Annotated in this window: 22 protein-coding genes; 4 read left to right on the top strand and 18 right to left on the bottom strand. The window is 57.8% G+C overall.

Annotated elements, in window-relative coordinates:
• Positions 1–3 precede the first annotated feature (3 nt).
• From ACR0B7_RS05090 to ACR0B7_RS05065, 6 genes are all read right to left on the bottom strand, one after another.
• On the bottom strand, positions 4–1,566 hold the full coding sequence (locus tag ACR0B7_RS05090) for an efflux transporter outer membrane subunit (RefSeq protein WP_170482366.1): 1,563 nt from the start codon (positions 1,564–1,566) through the stop codon (positions 4–6).
• A gap of 11 nt (positions 1,567–1,577) precedes the next feature.
• On the bottom strand, positions 1,578–2,723 hold the full coding sequence (locus ACR0B7_RS05085) for an HlyD family secretion protein (protein ID WP_170569022.1): 1,146 nt from the start codon (positions 2,721–2,723) through the stop codon (positions 1,578–1,580).
• A 20-nt stretch (positions 2,724–2,743) separates the two neighbouring features.
• Entirely contained in the window at positions 2,744–3,106 is a 363-nt protein-coding gene (locus tag ACR0B7_RS05080; protein ID WP_170383924.1) for a DUF3302 domain-containing protein, read from the bottom strand.
• A gap of 34 nt (positions 3,107–3,140) precedes the next feature.
• Positions 3,141–3,710: a disulfide bond formation protein B gene (locus tag ACR0B7_RS05075; RefSeq protein WP_170482361.1), complete on the bottom strand. Its 570-nt coding sequence runs from the start codon at positions 3,708–3,710 to the stop codon at positions 3,141–3,143.
• Between the two features lie 9 nt (positions 3,711–3,719).
• A complete protein-coding gene (locus ACR0B7_RS05070; protein ID WP_480681032.1) occupies positions 3,720–3,875 on the bottom strand; it encodes a DUF5993 family protein in 156 nt (51 codons plus the stop codon).
• Positions 3,876–3,991: 116 nt separating this feature from the next.
• The gene (locus tag ACR0B7_RS05065) at positions 3,992–4,753 is read right to left on the bottom strand and encodes a DeoR/GlpR family DNA-binding transcription regulator (RefSeq protein ID WP_170416966.1); all 762 of its coding nucleotides are present in this window, start codon (positions 4,751–4,753) and stop codon (positions 3,992–3,994) included.
• Between the two features lie 202 nt (positions 4,754–4,955).
• Here ACR0B7_RS05065 and glpD point away from each other — a divergent pair, with 202 nt between their 5' ends.
• Positions 4,956–6,539 (top strand): glycerol-3-phosphate dehydrogenase, encoded by a 1,584-nt coding sequence (gene glpD / locus ACR0B7_RS05060; RefSeq protein ID WP_480681030.1) that lies wholly within the window; start codon positions 4,956–4,958, stop codon positions 6,537–6,539.
• Positions 6,540–6,605: 66 nt separating this feature from the next.
• On the opposite strand, the gene ACR0B7_RS05055 is transcribed toward glpD, so the two are convergent.
• The 11 genes from ACR0B7_RS05055 to ACR0B7_RS05005 all read right to left on the bottom strand — a co-directional run bounded on the left by ACR0B7_RS05055 (position 6,606) and on the right by ACR0B7_RS05005 (position 20,364).
• Positions 6,606–9,743 (bottom strand): efflux RND transporter permease subunit, encoded by a 3,138-nt coding sequence (locus tag ACR0B7_RS05055; RefSeq protein ID WP_170416970.1) that lies wholly within the window; start codon positions 9,741–9,743, stop codon positions 6,606–6,608.
• A 3-nt stretch (positions 9,744–9,746) separates the two neighbouring features.
• Positions 9,747–10,925, bottom strand: coding sequence for an efflux RND transporter periplasmic adaptor subunit (locus ACR0B7_RS05050; protein ID WP_170482355.1), 1,179 nt, complete (start codon positions 10,923–10,925; stop codon positions 9,747–9,749).
• A gap of 288 nt (positions 10,926–11,213) precedes the next feature.
• The gene (gene metG / locus ACR0B7_RS05045; protein ID WP_170482352.1) at positions 11,214–12,932 is read right to left on the bottom strand and encodes a methionine--tRNA ligase; all 1,719 of its coding nucleotides are present in this window, start codon (positions 12,930–12,932) and stop codon (positions 11,214–11,216) included.
• 111 nt (positions 12,933–13,043) lie between these two features.
• Positions 13,044–14,273 carry an MFS transporter gene (locus ACR0B7_RS05040; protein ID WP_170482349.1) on the bottom strand — a complete coding sequence of 410 codons (1,230 nt, stop codon included), beginning with the start codon at positions 14,271–14,273 and terminating at the stop codon, positions 13,044–13,046.
• Positions 14,274–14,343: 70 nt separating this feature from the next.
• Positions 14,344–14,940 (bottom strand): YceI family protein, encoded by a 597-nt coding sequence (locus ACR0B7_RS05035; RefSeq protein WP_170482346.1) that lies wholly within the window; start codon positions 14,938–14,940, stop codon positions 14,344–14,346.
• Positions 14,937–16,151 (bottom strand): MFS transporter, encoded by a 1,215-nt coding sequence (locus ACR0B7_RS05030; protein WP_170482342.1) that lies wholly within the window; start codon positions 16,149–16,151, stop codon positions 14,937–14,939. The genes ACR0B7_RS05035 and ACR0B7_RS05030 overlap by 4 nt, the downstream gene beginning before the upstream one ends.
• Before the next feature lie 64 nt (positions 16,152–16,215).
• Positions 16,216–16,836: a hypothetical protein gene (locus tag ACR0B7_RS05025; protein ID WP_170482339.1), complete on the bottom strand. Its 621-nt coding sequence runs from the start codon at positions 16,834–16,836 to the stop codon at positions 16,216–16,218.
• Positions 16,837–16,884: 48 nt separating this feature from the next.
• Complete coding sequence (locus ACR0B7_RS05020) at positions 16,885–17,466, bottom strand: TIGR02281 family clan AA aspartic protease (RefSeq protein ID WP_170383947.1); 582 nt, start codon at positions 17,464–17,466, stop codon at positions 16,885–16,887.
• Between the two features lie 41 nt (positions 17,467–17,507).
• On the bottom strand, positions 17,508–18,128 hold the full coding sequence (locus ACR0B7_RS05015; protein ID WP_170416984.1) for a MarC family protein: 621 nt from the start codon (positions 18,126–18,128) through the stop codon (positions 17,508–17,510).
• Positions 18,125–18,517 (bottom strand): ACT domain-containing protein, encoded by a 393-nt coding sequence (locus ACR0B7_RS05010; protein WP_170482336.1) that lies wholly within the window; start codon positions 18,515–18,517, stop codon positions 18,125–18,127. Before ACR0B7_RS05010 ends, ACR0B7_RS05015 begins: the two co-directional genes overlap by 4 nt.
• Entirely contained in the window at positions 18,514–20,364 is a 1,851-nt protein-coding gene (locus ACR0B7_RS05005; protein ID WP_480681027.1) for an ABC-F family ATP-binding cassette domain-containing protein, read from the bottom strand. The genes ACR0B7_RS05010 and ACR0B7_RS05005 overlap by 4 nt, the downstream gene beginning before the upstream one ends.
• Before the next feature lie 109 nt (positions 20,365–20,473).
• On the opposite strand from ACR0B7_RS05005, the gene ACR0B7_RS05000 reads away from it, so the two are divergent.
• Both ACR0B7_RS05000 and ndk read left to right on the top strand, forming a co-directional pair.
• Positions 20,474–21,676 carry a multidrug effflux MFS transporter gene (locus tag ACR0B7_RS05000; RefSeq protein ID WP_170482330.1) on the top strand — a complete coding sequence of 401 codons (1,203 nt, stop codon included), beginning with the start codon at positions 20,474–20,476 and terminating at the stop codon, positions 21,674–21,676.
• Between the two features lie 103 nt (positions 21,677–21,779).
• Positions 21,780–22,202, top strand: coding sequence for a nucleoside-diphosphate kinase (ndk, locus tag ACR0B7_RS04995; protein WP_155143779.1), 423 nt, complete (start codon positions 21,780–21,782; stop codon positions 22,200–22,202).
• A 54-nt stretch (positions 22,203–22,256) separates the two neighbouring features.
• Here the strand turns inward: ndk and ACR0B7_RS04990 are convergent, their stop codons facing one another.
• Positions 22,257–22,604, bottom strand: coding sequence for a TfoX/Sxy family protein (locus tag ACR0B7_RS04990; RefSeq protein WP_170482327.1), 348 nt, complete (start codon positions 22,602–22,604; stop codon positions 22,257–22,259).
• A gap of 316 nt (positions 22,605–22,920) precedes the next feature.
• Here ACR0B7_RS04990 and ACR0B7_RS04985 point away from each other — a divergent pair, with 316 nt between their 5' ends.
• Positions 22,921–24,438 carry a CHAD domain-containing protein gene (locus ACR0B7_RS04985; RefSeq protein ID WP_170576515.1) on the top strand — a complete coding sequence of 506 codons (1,518 nt, stop codon included), beginning with the start codon at positions 22,921–22,923 and terminating at the stop codon, positions 24,436–24,438.
• Position 24,439: the final 1 nt, after the last annotated feature.

Here is a 24,439-nt window from a genome sequence, read left to right as displayed (position 1 = left end):
CGATCAGTTCAGGCTGACCCCAGTCGGCGTTTCTTGCAGCAGGTCACCCCAATCTGTGCGGTATGCCATCTCTGCAAGGACGGTTTCGGGCAGGAACTCTTGATTTTGACGAATCTGCCAGCCCCCACCCAGACCTTTGTAGACTGAAACAAGGTTGTTCGACACTTGTTGCCGTGCCTCGATCAAATTCGCCTGTGACCGCAGCAGCGCCGTTTGCGTGTTCAAGATGCGAGAGTAGCTGGCAGCCCCATCGCGGTATTGATCCACCGCAATCTCGGCCGCCTTGCGTGATGCGGCGACGCTGTTTTCATAAAACCCGACCTGTTTGCGGGATTGAGTGTAAGCGACCATCGCGCTTTCAACTTCGGAATAGGCCGTCAGGACAGTGTTCTGGTAATTTGCGATAAGGGCTTGATAGGCCGCGTCCTGCGCGCGGACGTTGTTCTTGATCCGGCCATAGTTCAGGACGTTCCAGACCACTCCGGCATTGGCAAGTCCCGTGGTGCTGGCCGCCGAAAACAGATCGCGACCGCCCGAAGCCTGCACTCCGATAGAACCTGACAGGATGAACTGCGGGTAAAGGTCTGCCAGCGCGATCCCGACCTGAGCCGATTGCGTGGCCGCCGCCAGTTCAGCCGCACGCACATCCGGGCGTCGCCGCAGCAGCTCCGCCGGAACGCCAACGGACACGTTGGAACGCGCTGTGGGGATACGTCCTGAATTCCCCAGCAAACCGGCCATCCTTGACGGGGTCGCGCCCAGCAACACGGCCAGCGCATTCTTGGCCTGCTGCAGATCGCTTTCGATTGCAGGGACCAAAGCCTTGGTGTTGTTCAATAGCGCTTGGGACTCCTGCACATCCAGCTCAGTCGTGACGCCGTTTTTGAACCGGAGTTCGGTAAGGTCCGCGCTTTCCTGCTGCAACTGAATGTTCTCGCGCGCCACAGCCAAAGATTCTTGCAACGCGCGGATATTGACGTACAGCGCGGCCACATCGCCGGTCAAAGTGACCAACGCGTCGTCATAATTCGCGACCTGAAGCGCAAGGTTCGAGCGCGCAGCCTGGACGCCTCGTCGCTGCGCGCCCCAGACATCCAGCTCCCATTGTGCGTCAAAGCCGACTTGCGAGGTCGAAAATTCGGTGTCCAAGGGGATAATCCGGTTAATGTCCGAGATTGGCCCAAGGTTTTCGCTGATCTGGCGGCGCTCGATAGACCCTCCGATGGCCTGTGATTGCGGATAGAGTTCGCCAAACGCGATGCCCAACTGCGCGCGGGCCTGCAAAACGCGGGCTCCTGCCACTTGCAGGTCAAGGTTCTGGGCATAGGCTTCTGCAATCAGTTTGTTCAGTGTGGGGTCGTTGAATGTCTCCCACCAGCGCGCCACGGGCGCACTGCGTGACGTCAAGCCACTTGAACCAGCGCTCGGGCTGTTCACCTCGATCCATTGCTTCACGACCGGCGAATTTGGCCGCACGAAATCGGGACCGACGGGTGCGCATGCCGCAAGTAATGCGGCGCTCAGCGCTGTACCGATTACCCTGCTGCGGAATTTGGTCCGGTTCATGCTGCGCGTCCTCAGATGTCCAGTGGTCGGATGAAGTTGGCGAAGGAATAAAGACGGATATTGATACGCCGCAGGAACTCAAAGCTCTTGCCTTGGCCTGTGTAGATCGCCACCGCCGCGTGCCCACCGGCGGGGAAAGTGTGGCCGTCAGGAAGATCGACCGAGACCTGCACCGCAATGCGGCCCGGCAATTTGGGCAGCTCAAAGCCGGGCAGGCGGCCGGAGGGCAGGTACTGACCTTGGCGCGTGGCCCACCAGATTGCCTCGACCTTGCCGGTGAGGATTTCGCCGGGATACAGGTCCAGCGCGACCTCGACATCCTGACCGACCTCGACAAACTTGAGGTTCTGCTGCCGATAGGTCGCAAGAATATAAGGGTTATCCTTGGTCACAAAGCTGGCAATCGCGCCCAGACGAATATCGCCAACAACAAGGCCGGGGCGCGCCTGTTGCGACACGATCATGCCGTCCTCAGGTGCGTAGATCGTTGTATTATTAAGGAAATACTCTGCCTTTTCCAACTGTGCTTGCGCTTGTAGGATGCCCGTATTCACCCCGTCGATCTGAGAATTCAGCGCCAGTTCCGCTTTCTCAAGGTTTGCTTCGGCTTCCTTGATCGAGGCCTGATCTTCGGTGACCTGTTCATTCCAGCGGTCCAACTCATCCTGACGCGCGCCGCCTGCAGGGACGAGGTTTTCGTATCGCGCTTGCTGCGTCAGTGAATAGGCGAGCTTAGCGTTCGCGCGCTCGACGGCTTCGGCGGCAACGATGACGTCCTGTTCAAGGATCTTGGCGTTCTGCTGTGCGGCAACCAGTTGCGCGTTGGCTTCCTCAACCTCTAGCGAAAAAACGGTGTCGTCGAACCGGTAGAGCGGGTCTCCTTTTTTGACCTGGGTGTTGGGTTCGACCAAAACCTCCGTCAGGATCGTCGGCTCGGTCAGGCGGGGTACGATCTGGATGGTCGAGCGGACAACATGGCTGTCGATCGAAAACGGCTGAAAAAACCGCAAGGCGACGAGGAAAATCAGCAGCAGGTGTGCGCCCACCCAAAAGGACACGATGCCCCAAGCGATGTTGAACCGCAGCCATTGCATTTTGAAGAAAATGAACCAGACGAAAATGATGTAGAAAAGCGTAATGCCGAGGGCGACAAACATGGTGTTTCAGTTCCTTTGGCTTAGCTCTTCTGCGTCTCGTCGGGGTCAAGCGGGTCGCGATATTCGTCTGTCAGCGTTCCGCCCAACCGCTTGATTTCTTTGCGCACGGCGTCCCGTTCATCGTCTGGCATACGGCGGATATCCACGGTTGTCCCGTCGTGGAAGGCCCAGATAAACGCGTGGACCCAAGGCACGATCGCAAGGAATCCCATCCAGCCCATGATCTTGACTGCCTCGGCATGTGGATGGTTGCGTTTGATCGCAATACGGCCCGGCAACCCCATCAGGAACAGGAACAGCCCCATAACCGCAGCAAGCAGCAATATCAGCGCAAGAAATGTCAGGTAGTCATAGTAGCCAAGCGGCTGCCCCAATAGTCCCATGCTCGTGCCTCCTTGAGGGACGGTTGACCCATCCTCAGTCGTTGGTCCCCAGTTCGTCAATCAGTTTGTAGTCCGTAGGCGGGTCAGCGCATATGCCGGGGCCGCACTCCAGCAGGGTCGAGACTGCGTTCAAGGCGGCCAAACCCAGCATTATGAAGAACGCGACCTTCGCCAATGCGCTGCCGCCGAACCGAGGCTGATCGGATGTGTCGTCAGCGTACTGCCTCTCGAACATCAGCATGATGGCGGTTCCCAGCAGGATCAGGAAAAAGCAGATCGCCGCCCACGTATAGTAGTGGTAACCCAGAACAGGCGAGCCATAGTGCCCCGTGCCCGGGACGATATGCAGCAGAATTTGCCGCACCGAAACGCTGATACCAAAGAGGGCGGCAATCAGCATCAGGGCGTAATGTCTGGGCCGCGCACCGTATAGAAGGTTCAACCCTAGCCCAACCCCAACGGCGACAAAGCCAACGCGTTGCAGCAAGCAAAGGGGGCAGGGCAGTTCGTACAACATCAACTGATAGATATACGCCAGAAGCAAAACCAGACTGACAGCCAGTGTGCCAAGGGCGTTCAGGTTCCGGGACAGATCAGGTGTCATCGCAGTCCCCTAGAGTTGAATCGTCAATTGGCTGGTAGCGTGAAACTTGAACCAGTAAACGCTCAGGGCCAGAGTTATAAGAAACAGCACGTTGGCTGCGGTGGTCAGTCGAAAATAATTCAGCCCCATTGTGGCTGTAAGTAACGCGAATAAAAGCGCGATCATGGCCCGGAGCCTCCCTCCCGTGCAACGATTGCAATATGTTGTGATATTGTCAGGCTAAATCGCGTCTGACAAGAACCGCGTTTGGGAATACGCGCTAAATGCGAAAACGACGGGCCTTAGGGGGCCAAACAAAGCCGCGTGTCCCACTCGTTGCACTTCTGCGTCAGATCATCGGAGAGTGGTAAGTCGGTGTAGAAGGCATCGACATCGGACAGAGACGCAATTCGCGCCGGGGCGGTCCGCTGAAATTTGGAATGGTCCGAGACCAGCAAGGTCTGACGGGCCTGTGCGATGATCGTCTGACTTACCCGAACTTCCTGAAAGTCAAAATCCAGCAAGTCGCCTTCTGCATCCAGCGCAGAACATCCGATGACCGCATAATCGAACTTGAACTGCTCGATCGTCGAAATTGTCAGGTTTCCGATCAAGCCACCATCGGAACGGCGCAAGACTCCTCCGGCAACAACGATCTCGCAATCCGTGTTTTCGACTAGGATGTTTGCGACATTCATATTGTTCGTCACGACCATCAGGTCCTTGTGGTTCAGCAACTGACGCGCGACCGCCTCGGTCGAGGTTCCGATGTTCATGAAAAGTGACGCGCCATCCGGGATGTCATCGGCGCAGGCTTGCGCGATGCGGGCTTTGGTGTCTGCGTTCAGCGCGCGGCGGTCTTCATATCCAATGTTCGAGACACCGGATCGCAGCACAGCTCCGCCATGCACGCGGTCCAACTTTCCCATATCTGCAAGCTCTGACAGGTCTCGGCGAATTGTCTGGACGGTTACATCAAAGGTTTCGGCCAGCTCCTCGACCATGACGCGCCCGTTCTGCTTGGCGATCTTCAGAATGTCCGACTGGCGGAAAGAAAGTGACACGGGCGTCTCCTGTTAAGTAAGAGTGTTCGTTTTTGTTCTCTTTCCGTCAAAATGCAAGAATTAGGTTTCAGTGTTCGACATTTAACAAAAAAATAAATGCCTGATTTGCACAAAGCGAACATAAACGAAGAATCACGTTGACGAACCGAGTGTCCGCCGGGTTAATGGCGCCGAATGTGCCAGCGTGGGGAATCGACCGAGAATGGAACGGCAAGACGAACAGGTATGCGATCTTTTCATCATCGGGGGCGGCATAAACGGGTGTGGCATTGCCAGGGATGCAGCCGGGCGAGGGCTGACCGTAACGTTGGCCGAAATGAACGATTTGGCATCGGCCACTTCTTCGGCTTCGACCAAGCTGTTTCACGGTGGATTGCGATACCTCGAATATTTTGAGTTCAGGCTGGTCCGCGAGGCGCTGGTCGAACGCGAAACCCTTTTGCGGGCCATGCCCCATATCAGCTGGCCGATGCGGTTTGTTCTGCCATACCACGAAGACATGCGGTTCGATTCAGACACGCCGACGTCCCGGTTGCTGAGCACAGTGATGCCGTGGATGCGTGGCCGCCGACCCGCTTGGCTGATCCGGCTGGGTCTTTTCATGTACGACCACCTTGGCGGCCGGAAAATTCTTCCGGGCACGTCGTCTTTGGACCTGCGCAGTTCTCCAGAGGGTGGGCCTTTGCAGGAAAAGTTCCAAACGGCTTACGAGTATTCGGATTGCTGGATCGAGGACTCGCGGCTTGTCGTTCTAAACGCTCGGGATGCCGAGTCGCGCGGTGCCCAGATCATGTTGCGAACCAAGGTAATGTCGGCTGAACGAGTGGACGACCTGTGGCATGTCACAATCCGCGACGAAAACAGCGGTGAGTCACGGTTGGTGAAGGCAAGGATGCTGATTAACGCTGGTGGACCGTGGGTCGGCGATATTATTCAGACCAAGATACGAGTGAACTCGCGTGAAGGTGTTCGGCTTGTGCGGGGAAGCCATATTGTGACCCGAAAGCTGTTTGACCACGACAAATGCTATTTCTTTCAGGGTCAGGATGGCCGCATCATTTTCGCCATTCCCTATGAACGCGATTTCACGTTGATCGGTACGACCGACCAAGATCACCCTGACCCCTCAGAGCCGCCAATTTGTACAGAAGCGGAACAGGAATACCTTTGCGCTTTCGCGTCGAAATATTTCAAGCAGCCCATATCGCGCGATGACATTGTCTGGACGTATTCCGGCGTCCGGCCTCTCTATGACGACGGCGCCACGAGCGCGACCGCCGCGACGCGGGACTATACGTTGAAGGTGGATGCTCAGGGCGGGGCACCGATCCTGAATGTGTTTGGTGGAAAGATCACGACGTACCGGAGGCTCGCTGAAAGCGCGCTGGAAAAAGTGGCCGAGCATTTCCCGAATTTGCCGGGGCCGTGGACAGCAGGCGTCGCATTGCCCGGAGGAGATTTTCCTGTTGATGGCGTTCAAAACCTGATTGCCGGGCTCGAAGCCGACTACACATTCTTGGATCGGGCATGGGCGGAACGTCTTGCGCGCGCTTACGGGACAGAGGCGCGGACTATTCTGGCCGATGCGCAGTCCGAAAAAGACTTAGGCGAAAATTTCGGCGCGACATTGACCGAGCGTGAATTGGAATGGCTTGTGACCAAAGAATACGCGCGGACTGCAGAAGATGTCGTGTGGCGGCGCAACAAACTGGGCCTTCGGCTAGATGAAGATCAGGTACACCGCATCCAACATTGGATAGAAAACCAGCGCGCCATAGCTGCATGACTCGACAGAAAACAAAAAGCCCCGCCAGCAGGTAGCGGGGCTTTTTCTATTTTGGACTATTTCTGATCAGGTTGCATTCTCGGGCGATCCCGGATCGTTCTTGGTGCCCTTCATCCACTCACGCAGTCCTTGCATCAGGGCGTATAGCACTGGAACGACGATCACTCCGACCAGTGTGGCCGCCAGCATCCCGCCGAAGACAGCAACGCCGATGGCCTTCTGGCTGGCCGCGCCCGCGCCGTTTGCCGCCAGCAGGGGCACAACACCCAGAAGGAAGGACAGGGCCGTCATCATAACGGCTCGGAAACGTTGAAACGCGGCTTCGGCGGCAGCGTCCTTGATCGGTAGCCCGTTTGCCCTTTGCTCCATCGCAAATTCGACAATCAGGATGCCGTTTTTCGATGCAAGCCCCACGAGCATGATCATCCCGATCTGAGTGTACAAGTTGATGTCACTACCAACGATGGCCACAGCCGCAACCGCGCCGAACAAGGCGACGATGACGGATAGCAGGATGGAAACGGGCAGGGTCCAGCTTTCATACTGACCAACGAGGAACAGATAGCCGAACAGAATTGCCAGTCCGAGGATCACGATGACCAGTCCGCCGGACGCAAGCTGCTGTTGCGCAGTCCCTGTCCACTCAAACGAATAACCTGGGGGCAGGGCGTTTGCCGATTCTTCCGTCATTACGGTGATCGCGTCGCCCGTCGATAGCCCCGCAGCGGGAACCGCCGTGACTGTCGCTGACCTGAAAAGGTTGTGACGTTTGAGAAGGACCGGGCCCAACACGTTTTCGACATCGACCAGTGTTCCAAGGGGCACCATTTCGCCTTTTGTCGAGCGAACATAGAGGTTTGAAATGTCCTCGACATTGTCGCGATAGCTTCCCTCGGCTTGGATCATCACCCGATAAACACGGCCAAACAGGTTAAAGTCGTTCACGTAGTACGACCCGAGCTGAGCTTGCATGGTCTGGAATACTTCGGCCACGGACACTTGAAGGGTCTTGGCTTTTTCGCGGTCCAGATCGACGAAAAGTTGCGGTACGTTTGCGCGGAACGTCGTGTAGGATTGCCCGATCTCGGGCCTCTGGTTAGCCGAGTACACGAAAGACCCCACTGCCGAGGCAAGATCTTGCGGTGAGCCGCCGCCAGTCTGCTGAACTTCCATCTCGACACCTGCCGACATACCCAAGCCTTGAATCGGAGGCGGGTTGAAGGCCACGATCGAGGCTGCGGATTCCCCGTTTGCAATCGCCAGAACCTTGGCCAGAATTGCATCAGCGCTCAGATCGTCTTCCTGACGTTCATCCCAGTTGTCGAGGTTGACAAAGATCGCGGCTCCGTTGGTGATTGTGCCGTTCAACAGCGAAAAGCCGTTGATCAGAACCGTGCTTGCAACGCCGGGGATTTGTTGAATTTGCTCGTCTACGCGGCTGGAAACCGTTTCTGTGCGCTCCAACGTCGCGGCGTCGGGCAACTGAATGTCGACAAACAGATAACCGTTGTCCTCAAGGGGAATGAACCCGCTTGAGGTGTTGGTCATAATCGTTCCGGTTCCCATGGCCAAAGCCACGACGATCCCAAGCGCGACGATTGGCAAAATCAACAGTTTTCGGACAATCGCGACATAGCCGTTACGAACCGACCCGATGAACTTTTCAAACACGGCCAGCACCCCCTTGGGTGGGCCAGAGCGTTCCCGAAGAACCAGTCCGCACAAAGCAGGCGACAGTGTCAGGGCGTTGATCGACGAGATCACCACGGCGGTCGAGATGGTCACAGCAAACTGCGAATAAAGACGCCCTGAAATTCCGGGCATGAAGGTGACCGGGACGAACACGGCCAGCAGAACAAGCGTGGTTGCAATGACCGGACCTGTGATTTGCCCCATTGCCTTACGAGTAGCCTCGGCGGGGGGTAAGCCTTCCTCCGCGATGATCCTCTCGACGTTTTCCACGACCACGATGGCGTCATCCACCACGATCCCGATTGCCAACACCAACGCGAACAGCGAGATCGTGTTCAGTGACATTCCAAAGGCCAGCAGAAACGCAAATGTCCCGATAAGTGATACCGGAATCGCGACGGCCGGAATGATGGTCGCCCGCCAACTGCCAAGAAAAACGAACACGACCGAGATCACGAGGATAAAGGTCAAGATCAGGGTCGAGACCACATCGTTCAGCGATTGTTGGACAAAATCCGTCGTGTTGAACGGCACTTGGTATTCCACATCGGTCGGGAACGCGCGCGACAGGCGATCAAGCTCGGTCTGTACCCGTTCCGATACTGCCAGAGCGTTGGCACCGGGTGCCTGATAAATACCGATGACAGTCGCTGGAACGCTTTCAAAATAACCAGAGGCCGCATAGTACTGAGCCCCCAATTCAACGCGCGCGATGTCCTTTACCCGAACGATCGAGCCCGCTTCGCCTGTTCGGATGACGATGTCGCCAAACTCATCAGCCGAGGTCAGACGCCCCTTGGTCTTGATGGTGTATTGGAAGGTCTGGCCTTCAGGTACCGGAGGCGCGCCGATTGAACCTGCGGACACCTCGACGTTCTGTTCCCGAATGGCAGTGATCACATCGCCGGGGGTGATGGACAGAGCGGCCATCTTGTCCGGGTCCATCCAGATCCGCATGGCGTATTCCAGATTGGTTAGAACATCGGCTTTGCCCACGCCCTGCACACGCGCCAGCGCGTCTTTCAGGTTGATCGAGGCATAGTTTGACAGGAAAACGCTGTCATAGGTTCCGTTGGGCGAGGTCAGTGTCACCAGCAACAGCATGTTGGTCGACGCCTTTTGCGTGACAACGCCAGACGAAGTCACTTCGGACGGCAGTGACGACATCGCCTGCGCGACACGGTTTTGCACGTTGACCGAGGCGATATCCGGGTCGGTGCCGACCTCAAAGGTAATGTTAAGAGAATAAGATCCGTTGTCCGAGGACGTAGACGTCATGTAAATCATGTCGTCCACACCGTTCACCTGCGCTTCGATCGGTGCGGCAACGGTATTTTCCACCGTCTCGGCGTTTGCACCAGTGTAGGTGGTTGTCACACTCACCACAGGTGGCGTGATGTCGGGGAACTGCGCCACAGGTAGAACCATATAGCCGATAGTCCCCATGATGGTCAGGACAAGCGAAATAACAAGTGCCAGCTTTGGCCGGCTAATGAACAGGGCTGAGAACATCCGTTATTCTCCCGGCTGCTCGGACGCGACGACCGCGTCCACCGCCACGCCCGGCCTGACCCGCTGTAGACCCTCGACAATGACGCTTTCGCCCTCGCGCAGACCATCCTTGACGATGATCGCAGATCCCTCGGACTGGCCCGTGGTAATATAGCGTTGTTCAACCATCTGCTGATCATTGACCACCAAAACAAACTCACCACGCTGATCGCGCTGCAAGGCTGCCTGCGGTATCAGAACTTCGAGAGTGGGTTCAAAGGCTTCGATCTGAACGCTCAGGAATGCGCCGTCAACGATCAGCCGGTCGGTGTTCGGGAACTCTGCGCGCACGGTGATTGCCCCGGTTAGGGGGTCAATCCGGTTATCGACGAAAACGATTTCCCCGGTTTCGGCCAGCTCTGACCCGTTCGGTAGTATTACCTTCACGACGGGGCTTTTGTTGCTTTCAGCCAGCGATGCGGCACTTTCTCCGACAGCTTCCAGAACCGTTGTGAACTGCTTTTCGTTCAAAGAGAAATTGACGTAGATCGGAGCCTCGCTGACGATGTTGACCAAGGGGGGATTATTCGGCCCGACAACATCGCCGACGCTGGTCGCCACCCGTCCTATGCGACCCGTGAAAGGTGCGTGAATTTCTGTATAGCTCAAATCCAGTTGAGCTTGCTGGATCGCTGCTTGGGCAGCTTTTACCTCGGCTTGAGCTACCAGCTCGTTCGCGCGGGCGATGTCCCGTTCCGATTCCGGGGTGGCATCGCGCTTGTACAGCTCTTCTTTCCGGGCGAGTTCGACCTTGGCCAGTTCCAGATTGGCCTCGGCGCGGTCGAGGTCGGCGTTGCGTGCCTCAAGCGTGGCTTGATACAGGTCGGGTTCGATCGTGAATAGCAGGTCACCCCGGTTCACCAACGCGCCATCCTCGACGGTTTGACTGTCCAGAAATCCACTGACACGGGCCACAATGTCCGCCCGATCAAGTGCTTCGGCCCGTCCGATGAAAACAGATTCGGCTGTGATTTCCTGAGTGTAGGCTGCTGCGATCGACACCTTGGGCGGCGGGGCATCGCTTTGGTCCTGAGCATACGCAGGGTTTGCCAGTCCGATAACAGTCAAAACGGCGGCGTGTCGAAAGAACTTGGGTGTCGAACCGAATTGACGAAACTTCAAAAACGTCGATGCAAGGGACATGGCAATTGCCTCATGAATTAAAACTGAACGCAACTCGGACTGCAGCGGCCATTCGAGTCGTGTGAACTTTCGATCAGGATGGCGGGTTTGAGTTCATTTCTCAAGCGTGTTGACGTGCCTTGATCGGGATTGTCATCGGAATTTCTTACGACAAAGCGCAGGTTTACGAGCAGACACGGGCTGACATCAGCCAACGTGAGGGCCGTTTGCGGATTCGGTGTAGAGGGTGGAATCAAAAAGGAGGCGAAAACGCCTCCTTTGAGTGTTTGATCGGTTGGAGCAATAGGCTTAGTCGCGCGTTCCGGCGAAACGTGTTTGCCAGTCTTCGCGTTGCTCATCCGTGATTTTGGCGAACAGCACATCCGGAACCGAGAACTCGTGACCCGCTGGCAGTGCATCCAGCGCTGCGGCCACGTCATCCGGCCAGCTTGTATCCAGCGTGTTCATCGCGCTGAGCATCTTGGCCGAGGTTTCGGGGATGAACGGCGCGCTCAGCACCGCATAAAGCCGGATCAGGTTCAGACCCAGACGCACCTGCGCGGCGGCCTGTTCGGGGTCTTCCTTGAAGGTGGACCAAGGGGCCGCCGATTGCAGATATTCATTGCCCGCGACCCAGATCGCGCGGAGTTCCTGCGCGGATTTGCGGACCTCCATCGCCTCCATGAACCCTTCATAGGCGCGAACGCGGCGGGTGAGTTCCGCGATAAGCTCTTGTTCTCGCTCTCCAAAAGTGCCGCCTTCGGGCACAGCCTCACCGAATTTCGAGCGGCAGAACTTGGTGATCCGGCTGACAAAGTTGCCCAGCACGTCGGCCAAGTCCTTGTTCACTGATTGCTGGAAATTCTCCCAGGTGAATTCGCTGTCGCTGCTTTCGGGCGCATGGCTCAGCAGCCACCAGCGCCAGAAATCGGCGGGCAGGATTTCCAGCGCCTGATCCATGAACACGCCACGCCCTTGGCTGGTCGAGAACTGGCCGCCGTCATAGTTCAGGTAGTTGAAGGATTTCAGATGATCGACCATCTTCCACGGCTCACCCGAGCCCAGAATGGTCGCCGGGAAGGACAGGGTGTGGAAGGGCACGTTATCCTTGCCCATGAACTGCACATAACGCACATCGTCCGCGCCCTTGTCGGTGCGCCACCAGCGTTCCCACTCGGCATCCGGTTTGCCGCTGGCATCGGCCCATTCCTTGGCGCAGGCGATATATTCGATTGGCGCGTCGAACCAGACATAGAAGACCTTGCCTTCCATCCCCGGCCAGTCCTGATCGCCTTTCTTGACCGGAACACCCCAGTCCAGATCGCGGGTGATGCCGCGATCCTGCAGGCCGTCGCCGTCATGCAGCCATTTCTTCGCAATCGAGGTGGTCAGGATCGGCCAGTCGGTCTTGCTGTCGATCCACGCATCCAACTGATCCTTCATCGCGGATTGGCGCAGATACAGGTGCTTGGTCTCACGCACCTCAAGATCGGTCGAGCCGCTGATGGCGCTGCGCGGCTCGATCAGATCAGTCGGGTCCAACTGCTTGGTGCAGTTCTCGCACTGATCTCCGCGCGCGCGGTCGTAGCCGCAATTGGGGCAGGTGCCCTCGATATAACGGTCGGGCAGGAAGCGGCCATCGGCGTTTGAATAGACCTGTTTTTCGCTGACCTCACGGATCAAACCCGCGTCGTCCAGCTTACCGGCAAAATGTTGGGTCAGGTGCTTGTTCTGATCGCTGGACGAGCGGCCAAAGTGATCAAAGCTCAGCCCAAAGCGCTGCGCAATGTCGGCCTGAACACCGTGCATCTGGGCGCAATACTCGGCCACGGGCTGGCCTGCTTTGGCCGCGGCCAGCTCTGCCGGGGTGCCGTGTTCATCCGTGGCGCACAGGAACATGACCTCGTTCCCCCGGCCACGCTGATAGCGCGCGTACAGATCAGCAGGCAGTTGCGAGCCGATCAGGTTGCCGAGGTGCTTGATCCCATTGATGTAAGGGATCGCCGAGGTGATGAGAATCCGAGCCATTTTGTGCTTCCACGTATCTAACTGCGCGCCCGTCTACATGATGTGACCGGCCAGCAAAACCCCGGCTTTTGCTTACTTGCCGGTTTGGATGCGAAAATCCGGCGATCGGGGCTAGGGTTTGTGTTCTTCCCGCGACTTCTTCAGCAGCCGCCCGATTGTGAAAGAAGTGCGCGGCGCATAGACGTAATTCGTGCGCTCCTCGGGTGTTGGACGCGACTGCATTCGGGCAAGGCCGAAAACAATCAACCCGACGTGACCAACCGCCACAAATGCGAACAGGGCACCCGGCCCGAACTGCTGAATCAGGGTGGACGAGATGTATGGAGAGGCAATCGCCCCGAGCGCGTACCAGAACATCAACGCGGCAGATAGCTCGACCCTCTGTTCCGTTGTGGCAAAGTCATTTGCGTGGGCGGACGAGACCGAAAAGATGGGAAAGGTCGTCAGGCCAAACAGTCCCGCGGCCAGCATCACGCCCAACGTCCCGGCACCACTTGCGGCCATGGTCACGCCGCAGCTTAGAACGGCGGCGACCGATAGCCAGATCAACACCCAGCGGCGGTCATATTTGTCGGCCAGCCAGCCCAGAGGGTACTGCGCCAGCGCCCCACCCAAGACAAATGACGCCAGGAAGAAAGCGATCTGGTCTACGTCCAAACCAACCTCTTGCCCGTAAACCGGACCAACCATCCGAAACGATGCCGAGCTTAGCGCGGCCACAATAACGCCTGCCACGGCCAAGGGGGAGCTGTGCCACGCAAGCTTGGGTCGCAACCGCGGCGCGTCGGGGGTTTTCGGCTGGCTTGCCCGGGTCAGGGCCAAAGGCAACAGGGACGCGCAGCACAAAATAGCCAGCAGATTGTACGAGACATAGGACGCAGGCGGCAGAACGGCGATGATCAACTGCGCGCATAGGGACGCGCCCATATCCGCGATCCGGTACGTGCCCATCGCACGCCCGCGCGTCTCGTTGGTCACCTTGGCGTTCAGCCAAGCCTCGATCACGGTATAGCACCCGGCAACGCAAGTGCCTGACGCGATACGAAGCACGGCCCAGACATATGGGTTTTCGGTCAAAGTATGTCCCAGAAGGCCCATTGCACCCAAAGCGGTGCAGACAGCAAAAGCCCGCGAGTGACCGACGCTTCCCATAAGGCGCGGCGCCCACCAGCAGCCGACAAAGAACCCGATAAAATGTGCCGAGCCTAAAAGACCGATCTGCTCGGTCGTGAACTCAAGCGTGAGTCCCGAGATGGCATCCAAAGGGCCGACGCCGCCGGTCGAAAGCTGCAGCAGTATGACCGAGAGGAACAGGGCGGCAAAAGAAATGACGGTGCGCATAATGGCCTCAGATTGGCGCATCCAGAGCGGGACGCGCGCAGCTTATCGACTTTGTGGCGTCGTTTTTCGTCTATCCGGTGCGTTTAATACGGGCTTGGATGTCCAGCCCGACAGTGTCCTGCACAAGATCAGCATAGCCGGACGCGCCGAAGTCGTGCCTGTTTAATGCTCCGGTCAGGCGGATCGAGAGGTCATCAAGGCTGTCGGTGGCGCTGCCGCGTTCCCGAAACAGGTTCGCCTGCAGCGCGATGGGGCGGGTGATGTCCCGAACGGTCAGGTCTCCGACTATCTTGGCTCCGCGAGAAATGCGACCTCCTTCACCCAGTATGATACTTGTCGACTTGAATTGAATGGTCGGGAAAGTCGCGGCATCCAGAACGCTTTCGCTCAGCATCGGTTTGCGGGCGAAGGGGATATTTGTGCGGGCGTCGGCAACACTCAGCACAACAGCAACGCGGCTGTTTGGCAGGTTGCCAAGGTCGATCTGAATATCAGCGCTTTGGATCGGCATCCTACCGGATTGGGTGATGCCCGAAAGCGCGAAGGTAAATTCGACGGATGTCCCGTCTTGCACCAGTTCGTAAGGTTGCAACGCGGCCAAGGCGGGGCGGACTATCGGTAAAGTGGCAAGCCCGGCCAATACTGTACGCCGCGACAGAAAGGTCATGCAGGCAGCTCTTGTCTGCGCGGACGCGACCGTTTCAGCAGCATCAGCAGGATGGCGATGTTCAGGCCGTTCCAGAGGATGCCATTGATAAAGGCCAGTTGGTAATTTCCGGTGACATCGTAAATCCACCCGGACATCCACCCGCCCAGAGCCATACCCATGATTGTCATCATCATGACAAAGCCAACCCGCGCACCTGCCTCTTGCGGAGGCATATATTCGCGCACGACCAAAGCATAGCTGGGCACGATCCCGCCCTGCGCCAGCCCGAACATGAGGCTGATGACATACAGGGAAACCATCCCGTCATACGGAAGGAACAAGAACAGGGCGATGCACTGCAGGACCGACCCGATCAGCAACGTGTACAAACCGCCCAGCTTATCCGCGACCATCCCCGAGATAACCCGGCTGACCACACCGCCAAGCAGCATCAGCGATAGCATCTCGGCCCCAACCGCCGGGCCATATCCCAGCCCGACGCAGTACGAGACGATATGAACCTGCGGCATCGACATCGCCACGCAACAGCCGATCCCGGCCAGACCCAGAATGTATTGCAGTGCTCGGGGGGATATGCCGACACTGTGCGCGTTGATCTGCGCGTTTGCGGCGGCGGTCTGGTGGGCCTCGACCGGGACTTGACGGCGCAGCAGCAGGGACAAGGGGATCACGACGACCAACGTGATGATCGCCAACGTCAGATAAACCTGCTGCCATCCCTCACGCGCCAGAATACCGGACAGCAGGGTCGGCCAGATTGCGCCCGACAAGTAGTTCCCGCTGGCCACCAGCGCCACAGCGATACCGCGCCGCTTCATGAACCAGTGCGAGATATCGGCGATCAGCGGCCCAAACCCGATCGAAGTTCCCAGCCCCAGAAGCAGATGAGCGGCGGACAGCAGCACCATGTTTGGCGCCCATGTTGCAAGCAGGTAGCTGATTGCGCTCAGTACCGCGGCCCCGATCAGCGCCTTGGTCACGCCCAGTCGATCCACCAGTTGGCCCAGCCACATGTTGCCAAGCGCAAAGCCGATCATGGACAGGACATACGGAAACGATGCTTCGGCGCGGCCTGCGTCGAACTGCGCCTCGATTGCGGGCATCACCACGATCACGGCCCACATGCCCACATTCGCCACCATCGCAATGGCGAGTGTGATCAAAAGGCGAAGCCAGGAATAGCGGCTGTCGTGGATCGGATGGCTCATTCCGGCACGCTAGGGCGCGGGTTTAGTTTTGGCTAGTCACATCTTGCGTGATCTTCTGCCAGTGTCACACGCGGGCGTCTTCGGTTTTCACCCGGCGCAGGTTCAGCCCCGCACGCGGTTTGGTCTGAGTGGCCTGCCAACTGACCGGGGGCAGGGCGCGGGCGCGGCGGCGGGTCAGGGTCCAGCGGCGGGCCTCGCCCTGATGATCGGCCGCCATGTGCCAGCGCGTCTCGACCCCCTGTGCACCGCCATCGCCGGGGGTTAGCAGCAACCCCAGCGGAGCCCGCCCCATCGCGCCGCCCTGTTCGGCGGCCAGATGCATCCGGCGCACGGGTGTCAGGCCGGGGGCACCGGGCAAATCTCCGATCACCAGCGGAATGGCCCCACTGCGCAGTGCTTCTTCAAGGCACCACAGCACGTCTTCGGCACGGGTGGGGTGGACAAAGATGAACCGGGCCGGATCCGCAAAGGGCATCATCCCGTCGGGATTCAACTGGCCCGGCTCCCACGCAGGGGAAATCCACAGCACCGGTCCCTGCGCCTGACCCGCCAGCCACATGGCAAAGCTGCGCCGGGCGGGGCCGCAGGCTTCGTGCACGCGACCCAGTTGCAGGGCGATCTGCGGATCAAGGTTTATGCCCGGCGCTTCACGTGCGGGTTTGCGGCCAAGAAGATGGGTAGACATGCTTTCAATCTAGCATGTTCTTACTTTGTTCTCAATTTGGAAATGCCCTCAGCGGGACAAAATCATCCGACCGTCTGCAAACTGGATGTTCGAGAACCTATGCAGGTAATCCATCCCCAGAAGGGATTTGTGCAGCTCGCCCTCATTGATCCAGGCCGAGACATTCTGATCGGTGATTGGACCCACCGTGAAGGTCTCAAGCCGAACGGGTGCCGTCCGGACTTCTCCGTTCGCGGTGGCCGCGCGACCGAAATAGTTCAGCTGATCGGGATCAATGCCTACGCGGGTGGCGTCCTGAGCACTCAGGACAATCTGACTGGCACCGGTATCGACAAGGAAGGTGATCGGCTCTCCGTTCACCAAGACGGGCAGGTAGTAGTGACCATCATAGGCGCGCGGAACCTCGATCGTCTCGCCCGTCACGGTCATCTGAGGGGCAGGGCCAGTGGTTGTGCGAATGTCTTCCCACAGGCCAACCACGGCAATCACGCCGATAAAGATGAACACCCAGGCCATCGCCTGTTGCAGCGTTTTATTCAGGGTTTGCCGGTTCTGAGACAAAAACCAGGCAACGACAGCCGCCCCAAGCAGCCCCAAATAAGCAAGACGCGCAATGTTGTCGCCATCCATACCGAAACCTCAACACTAAACTCTTGCACGTATATGGGGATTTATGACGCGAATCCAAAGTCCTTGAGGCCGTCCAAAATGAATTGAACCGATAGCGCCGCCAACAGCATCCCAAGCAGGCGGGTCAGCACGTTCAAACCCGTTTTGCCAAGCAGACGCGCAATCATTCCCCCTGACAGGAAAAATATGAACACCACGGCCATAACCGCCAGCATCACCGCGCAGGCGGCGGCGATCCCCTGAATGCCGGGGTTCTGACCTGCAAGCAGGATGATCGTTGCTATCGAACCCGGCCCGGCAATCAGCGGGATGGCCAAAGGAAAGACGGACGGGTCAGGGTGTTCTTCTTCTTCGGCCCGGTCTTCGCGCCGTTTCGTGCGCCGTTCAAACAGCATGTCCAGTGCGGTCAGGAACAGCAATGCGCCTCCGGCCACCCGGAACGCGGCCATCGAAATGCCCACAAACCCAAGCACCGCCTCTCCAAAGGCTGCAAATGCGATCAGGATGCACACCGCTGTCAGGCAACTGCGGATCGCGGTTTTGCGCCGTGCTGCAGTCTCCATGTCTTGTGTCAGAGCGACGAAAATGGGCGTCGTGCCGAACGGGTCGATCACAACGAACATGGTGGTGAAAGCAGTTATGAAAAAGGCGAGGTCGATCATTCCCCACTACCTTGTTGCAGATCCATCAATATGGCCACAGCTTTGTCGGCCAGAGCGCTTGGAACGTAAACGTGATCGTGATGGTAACCCGCAACCATGTTCGCCGGGATATTGTGCCGAGCCAATGCGCCCGACACAGCCGCCGTCAGCCCGACGCCTTCCAGCGATGAATGGACCTGCAACGTGATACACCGCATTGCAACCGCGTGTTTGGGCGCTGCGTGGCGCGGTACGATAAGGGACAGCCCTTCGGCTTCGGCGCAGCTTGCCCTCGTGCCTTTGGGCCAGTCCTTCTCATCAGGCCAGGTGACAAAAGCGTATTCTCCGGCCAGAAGCTGCGGGCGCATACCCGCAATCATGGCCTGTGTCTCGACAACAGGTTTCTTCATGGCGCTTCGGCTTCTTCAAGACGTTCCGCCGCAGCGACCCAGAGGGCTTCGGCCTTTTGCATCGCCTCGACCACCTCGGCGAATTTGCGGTTCCATGTTTCCAGATCGTTGATCCTGTCGTCTTCGTACAGCAACGGGTCCGCAAGCTTGGCCGAGAGCTTTTCGTGCATATCCGTCAGTTTCTCGATCCTGTCCTCGCACTTTCGCAGATCAGCACGCAGGGCCAGCATCGCCTCGCGGGAAGGGCGTTTGGGTTTTGCGATCTGGGGCTTGGTCTTTACGGGCTTTTCGCGGGCCAGCAGCAAGGCGCGGTATGCCTCAAGGTCGCCGTCAAAGGGTTTGACTGTGCCGTCAGATACCAGCCAAAGCCGGTCCGCCACCAGCGACAGCAGGTGCATGTCGTGGCTGACCAGAACCACCGCGCCTGAATAAGCGGTCAGGGCTTCGACCAGTGCTTCCCGGCTTTCAATATCCAGATGGTTGGTCGGCTCGTCGAGGATCAACATATGCGGGGCGTCAATCGTTGCGATCAACAGCGACAGCCGGGCCTTTTGACCCCCCGAAAGACGACCAACCCGAGTTTCGGCCTGATCCGCATTCAGTCCGAACCCAGCCAATCTTGACCGCCATTTATCCGGAGCTTCGTCCGGCCGCAGGCGGCGCAAGTGGTCCAAGGGGGTTTCGTCAACATACAACTCATCGACCTGATGCTGCGCGAAATATCCGATACGCAGCTTGTTGCTGCGGGTCATTTTTCCGGCCATCAGGGGCAGGCGGTCAGATAACAGCTTGGACAGCGTCGATTTTCCCTGACCGTTCTTGCCCAGCAGCGCGATCCGGTCGTCCTGATCGATGCGCAGGTTCAGGCGGCGCAGAACCTCGGTCTCGCCGTATCCCGTCACGCCACCTTCGATCTGGATGATCGGCGGCGAAAGCTCCTCGGGTTCGGGGAAGGAAAATGCGCGCAGGGCGGCCTCTTGCGGGGTCGAGACGAGTTGGATGCGCTCGATCATTTTCAAGCGCGACTGCGCCTGTACGGCCTTTGACGCCTTATACCGGAAGCGATCCGCGAAACTTTGCAGATGAGCGATGCGCGCCTTGGCCTTGGTGTTTTCGGACTCGGCCTGCGCCAGACGCTCGGCGCGGCGTTCGGCGAATTTGTCGTAAGGCACCGCGTAGTACGTCAGTTTGCGGTCCTCCAGATGCAGGATCGAGCCGACAGCGCGGTTCAGCAGCCCACGATCGTGGCTGATGATGATCACGGTGTGCGGGTATTTGGACAGGTAGCTTTCCAGCCACAAGGCGCCTTCGAGGTCCAAATAGTTGGTCGGTTCGTCCAGAAGCAACAGGTCGGGTTGCGAGAACAGTACGGCCGCCAGCGCTACACGCATCCGCCATCCGCCCGAGAAATCCGAACAGGGGCGTTGTTGGTCCGCGTCGTCAAACCCCAGCCCCTTGAGGATCGAGGCTGCTCGCGCCTCGGCTGACCATGCGTCGATATCGGTGAGACGGGTTTGAATCTCGGCAATGCGGGCGGGGTCTGTGGCATTGTCGGCCTCGGCCATCAGCGCGCTGCGTTCGGTATCGGCGGCCAGTACGGTGTCGATCAGCGAGACATCGGACGAGGGGACCTCTTGCGCCACGCCACCAATGCGAGCGCGTTTCGGCAGCACGATATTGCCGGATTCCAGAGCAAGCTCTCCGCGGATAAGGCGGAAAAGGGTGGTTTTGCCTGTGCCATTGCGACCCACAAGCCCAACCTTGTGACCATCTGGAATGGTCGCGCTTGCCCCGTCAAAAAGCGGGCGGCCTTCGACGGCATAGTTGATGTCTTCGATCCTTAACATGGGCCGCTCTTAGCAGAGCCGTGATGCCGCCGCCAGCGGCTTGCCATGTTCAATATCTACGCGATGTGCTAGCGCTGTCTCATTTGTTGTAACGAAACGGTTTTTTGGCATGCGAGCGGCCCAAACGCCCCCATCCCTGATCACGCTGATATTTGCCACGGCCCTATCTGTGTTGTCGTTGAACATGTTCCTGCCGTCACTGGCGAACATGAGCGCTGATTTTGAGGCAGAGTACGGCCTCGTGAACCTTTCGGTGGCTGGCTACCTCGCAGTTTCAGCGGTGCTTCAGTTGATCATGGGGCCACTGTCGGATCGTTATGGGCGAAGGCCAGTGTTGTTAATCTGCATGTCCATCTTCGTCTGCGCCTCGGTAGGTTGTGTTTTGGCCGAAACGATCTGGTTGTTCCTCGGGTTTCGCCTGATGCAGGCCGCAGTGGTGGCGGGGTCGGTTCTGTCCAGCGCTTCGATCCGCGATCGCTATCCGCCGAACGAAGCGGCCAGCAAACTGGGCTATGTGACGATGGCGATGGCTTTGGCGCCGATGTTGGGTCCGATGCTGGGCGGCGCGTTGGATATGCTATTCGGCTGGCGCGCTGGGTTCGTTTTGTATTCGCTGCTGGGCGCGGGGCTTTTGGTCTTGCTGTGGTTCGATATGGGGGAAACCAACACGAACCGGTCGTCTACATTCGCAGCACAGTTGCGCGAGTATCCACATCTGTTCCGCGCCCGCAGATTCTGGGGCTACGCCTTATGCGCAGCGTTTTCGATTGGCGGCTTTTTCAGCTTTATTACAGGCGCCCCCCTAGTGGCGGCCGCGTGGTTCGATCTGAGCCCCGCGATGCTGGGGCTTGGTATCGGGATCATTACCGGCGGCTTTATGGTTGGTAATTTCATCACGGGACGCATCGCCGCGCGCACGAGATTAACGACGATGATCCTGATCGGACGGATCGTTGCTTCGGCCGGACCGTTCTGTGGATTGCTTCTGTTTCTGGGCAACGCGGGTTCGGTCTGGGTGTTCTTCGGTTCGGCCATCTGCGTAGGATTTGGCAATGGATTGACCAATGCCAACGCATCGGCCGGGGTGATGTCGGTGCGGCCAAAACTGGCAGGCAGTGCGGCTGGTCTGGCTGGGGCAATGATCGTGGCGCTTGGCGCGGTGCTGACCTCGGCGACTGGTGCCCTCGTCAGTGCGGAAAATGGCCCATTCGTTGTGTTGTCGATGATGTGCGGCAGCAGCTTCGCGGGGTTGTTGGCTGTGCTCTATGTGCGTCGCGTTGACCGGTTGGACCCGTTGCCGGGCGCGATCTGATCGCTTGGCCATCATAGTGCTTTTCTTGACGCGCATACCGTGCTAGGCGGCGCGCGATGGATTTGGGCGCGAGCCTCGCGCCGAGCATTAAGGAGAGCCCGACATGGCACTGGAACGCACTTTCTCAATCATCAAGCCTGACGCAACCCGCCGCAACCTGACTGGCAAGATCAACGCCAAGTTTGAAGAAGCTGGCCTGCGCATCGTTGCGCAAAAACGCATCCACATGACCAAAGAACAAGCCGGCAAGTTCTACGAAGTCCACGCCGAGCGTCCGTTCTATGACGAGCTGTGTGAATTCATGTCGTCGGCTCCGGTCGTTGTTCAGGTTCTGGAAGGCGAAGGCGCCATTGCCAAGAACCGTGAAGTCATGGGCGCAACCAACCCCGCCGACGCAGCCGCAGGTACCATCCGCGCCGAGTTCGCTGAATCCGTTGGTGAGAACTCGGTCCACGGTTCGGACGCACCTGAGACCGCAGCGGTCGAGATCGCGTACTTCTTCTCGGGCATCGAACTGGTCGGCTAATACGTCGCCTAGTAAGATTGAAAGGCCGCCTTCGGTTCTCGGGGGCGGCTTTTTCTATTCGGACTTCAGGTCGTCCGCTGAGACGCGGACTCCGATCGCATCAAGGTCCAGGATCATCTGGGTTTCAGGCGCAGTCTCAATGCTGGCCTTGATTGCATCAAATCGTTGACGCAGCGCTTTTTTCTCGTCGCCCTTGCAATCGTTCCAAGGACGTCCTTGCAGGCCCATGACCAACACGTAGTAGCCGATGAAATGTGGGCGTGACCCAGACCTAAGCAACTTAGCATAAGCCGCATCTGCGCCGATCTCACGCAATTCCTGCGCCGAGTGAATACCCGCGCGAGCGCAGGCTTGCTCGTAAGCGGGTCCAAGATTTCGGATAGAAGAAACCGGGTCAGTCATGCTTGTGTCTTAGCGATGCTAGCCAATGCTGTCATCAGATAGTTCAGGTGTCGTTTATCACTCTCTTTATCATGGCCATACGGTGGATTGATTTACTTGATTTTGTCGGAAGGCGGCGATCTGATGACCTTATGCTGTCATTAATACCCAAAACCTGGGAAGCCCGGGAACAAAGCGCAAAGCACGTGAAAAACCTGCCCTTGCGACGGGGCAGTAAGACGCATTTGTTTTGCGGGAAGTGCGCGATACGAAGCCCGGCTACCGTTGATAGCTTTGTGATCGGCTTGTCCTCGGCGGTGCCGATGGAAAGATCACGATGAAAGGAAAGGACACCGTTTTTTTCCTGCCGGAGCGGTTTGAACCGAACCGGTTATCGAAGTCTCTCAAAAATCTCACACTCAAGGTTGAGCCAGCCGCAGCGGAACAGACCTTTGATGTGCTTGATTGTCACGATCAGTCGATCAGAGCGTCTGGAGACTTCTTGATCCAGTCAGGCGGGGCGCTGCGCATTTTCCAAGGGCGCGGCGGCACTGCTTTGCAGAGAACAACCGGAAAAGAGAAATTTGTACAGGATTTCCCAGATGGTTCAGTCAAAGCCGCCTTGAAGACGTTCCCAAGGTTGCGTGCGCTGACCAGCGTGGGGAAGGGAACACTCCAGACCCAAAGGTTTGTGGTTTTGGATGACCAGCTCAAGACGCAGGTACGCGGCGCTGTGCTGTCTTTTGGGGCAGGCGACCACCGCGCGAATGTCGTGATCGTCCATAAGATGAAAGGCTACGATCGCGCTTTCAAGGCAGTTTGCAAGACTTTGGGCACGCTGACATCGGAGGCAAGCGAGGCGGAGACTCTGTTCGGCGCGCTGTACCCCGGCATGGTTCCATATAAGGCTAAGCCAGAGATTTCGCTGGGCAAGACTGAGCCGTCAATAGAAGTGGCAACGGATATCATTCGGACTTTCTTAGCTGTTGCGCGCCAGAACGAGGCTGGCGTGATTGCTGACATCGATACCGAGTATCTGCACGACTATCGCGTATCCTTGCGGCGCGTCCGCTCGGTGTTGAGCCTTTTCAAGGGTGTGTTTTCAAGCGAACAAACGATTGCACTGAAACACACCTTTTCAGACCTTATGGCCCCCACGGGCCGGGTTCGCGATCTTGACGTATACTTGCTAGATAAAGGTATATATTTCAACCTAATACCGCCCAAAATTCATTTAGGTGCAGAGGCGATGTTCCACCAGTTTGAGCAAGAGCGTTCGCAAGCCTTCAACGCTCTGTCACGGCGTTTCAAGTCCGTTGCTTATGACCGTCAGATGAAAGAGCTGACCGCCCTTTTTGCGAACGTTGGAAATCTTGAACCCGGTCCGAACGCAACCCGAGAAGCCTATGGGTACGCCTGCGCCCTGATTTGGAAACGCTACCGGAAAGTTTGCAAATTGGCGCGGCAAATCACGTCGGATACCCCGGACGGATTGGTGCATGACTTGCGGATAGACTGCAAGAAGCTGCGGTATCTGATGGAGTTCTTTGGCCCTCTTTTCGACGCGCGGGATTTCAAGACAATCATCAAGCCGTTGAAAAAGCTGCAAGATAGTCTTGGAGTATTCAATGACTGCTCGGTCCAGCAAGAGGCGCTTTTGGAGTTTGTTGCGCGGCAAAGCAACTCTCAGAAACGTGCAAACGCACAGCTTGCCATGTCCGTCGGCGGGTTGGTTGCCGTGTTGGATCAACGGCAGAAATCAGAACGAGACCGCATCATCGCAAAATTCCGGCATTTCGACAGCCCGAACATCAGACACCTGTTTCGCAACCTGTTTCACCACAAGGAGGACTAGG

The organism is Ruegeria sp. BB6 (assembly GCF_056539385.1).
Note: the sequence above shows the minus strand (reverse complement) of the source record. Positions and strands in the feature narration are given on the sequence as shown.

Excerpts from the sequence above, each read along its gene's own strand:
- ACR0B7_RS05040 (WP_170482349.1), bottom strand. The coding sequence starts at position 14,273 with ATGCGCACCGTCATTTCTTTTGCCGCCCTGTTCCTCTCGGTCATACTG.
- ACR0B7_RS05035 (WP_170482346.1), bottom strand. The coding sequence starts at position 14,940 with ATGACCTTTCTGTCGCGGCGTACAGTATTGGCCGGGCTTGCCACTTTA.
- metG (WP_170482352.1), bottom strand. The coding sequence starts at position 12,932 with ATGGCTCGGATTCTCATCACCTCGGCGATCCCTTACATCAATGGGATC.
- ACR0B7_RS05075 (WP_170482361.1), bottom strand. The coding sequence starts at position 3,710 with ATGACACCTGATCTGTCCCGGAACCTGAACGCCCTTGGCACACTGGCT.
- glpD (WP_480681030.1), top strand. The coding sequence starts at position 4,956 with ATGGAACGGCAAGACGAACAGGTATGCGATCTTTTCATCATCGGGGGC.
- ACR0B7_RS05030 (WP_170482342.1), bottom strand. The coding sequence starts at position 16,151 with ATGAGCCATCCGATCCACGACAGCCGCTATTCCTGGCTTCGCCTTTTG.
- ACR0B7_RS05010 (WP_170482336.1), bottom strand. The coding sequence starts at position 18,517 with ATGAAGAAACCTGTTGTCGAGACACAGGCCATGATTGCGGGTATGCGC.
- ACR0B7_RS05000 (WP_170482330.1), top strand. The coding sequence starts at position 20,474 with ATGCGAGCGGCCCAAACGCCCCCATCCCTGATCACGCTGATATTTGCC.
- ACR0B7_RS05070 (WP_480681032.1), bottom strand. The coding sequence starts at position 3,875 with ATGATCGCGCTTTTATTCGCGTTACTTACAGCCACAATGGGGCTGAAT.
- ACR0B7_RS05005 (WP_480681027.1), bottom strand. The coding sequence starts at position 20,364 with ATGTTAAGGATCGAAGACATCAACTATGCCGTCGAAGGCCGCCCGCTT.
- ACR0B7_RS05055 (WP_170416970.1), bottom strand. The coding sequence starts at position 9,743 with ATGTTCTCAGCCCTGTTCATTAGCCGGCCAAAGCTGGCACTTGTTATT.
- ACR0B7_RS05025 (WP_170482339.1), bottom strand. The coding sequence starts at position 16,836 with ATGTCTACCCATCTTCTTGGCCGCAAACCCGCACGTGAAGCGCCGGGC.
- ACR0B7_RS05020 (WP_170383947.1), bottom strand. The coding sequence starts at position 17,466 with ATGGATGGCGACAACATTGCGCGTCTTGCTTATTTGGGGCTGCTTGGG.
- ACR0B7_RS05090 (WP_170482366.1), bottom strand. The coding sequence starts at position 1,566 with ATGAACCGGACCAAATTCCGCAGCAGGGTAATCGGTACAGCGCTGAGC.
- ACR0B7_RS05050 (WP_170482355.1), bottom strand. The coding sequence starts at position 10,925 with ATGTCCCTTGCATCGACGTTTTTGAAGTTTCGTCAATTCGGTTCGACA.
- ndk (WP_155143779.1), top strand. The coding sequence starts at position 21,780 with ATGGCACTGGAACGCACTTTCTCAATCATCAAGCCTGACGCAACCCGC.
- ACR0B7_RS05080 (WP_170383924.1), bottom strand. The coding sequence starts at position 3,106 with ATGGGACTATTGGGGCAGCCGCTTGGCTACTATGACTACCTGACATTT.
- ACR0B7_RS05015 (WP_170416984.1), bottom strand. The coding sequence starts at position 18,128 with ATGATCGACCTCGCCTTTTTCATAACTGCTTTCACCACCATGTTCGTT.
- ACR0B7_RS04985 (WP_170576515.1), top strand. The coding sequence starts at position 22,921 with ATGAAAGGAAAGGACACCGTTTTTTTCCTGCCGGAGCGGTTTGAACCG.
- ACR0B7_RS04990 (WP_170482327.1), bottom strand. The coding sequence starts at position 22,604 with ATGACTGACCCGGTTTCTTCTATCCGAAATCTTGGACCCGCTTACGAG.
- ACR0B7_RS05085 (WP_170569022.1), bottom strand. The coding sequence starts at position 2,723 with ATGTTTGTCGCCCTCGGCATTACGCTTTTCTACATCATTTTCGTCTGG.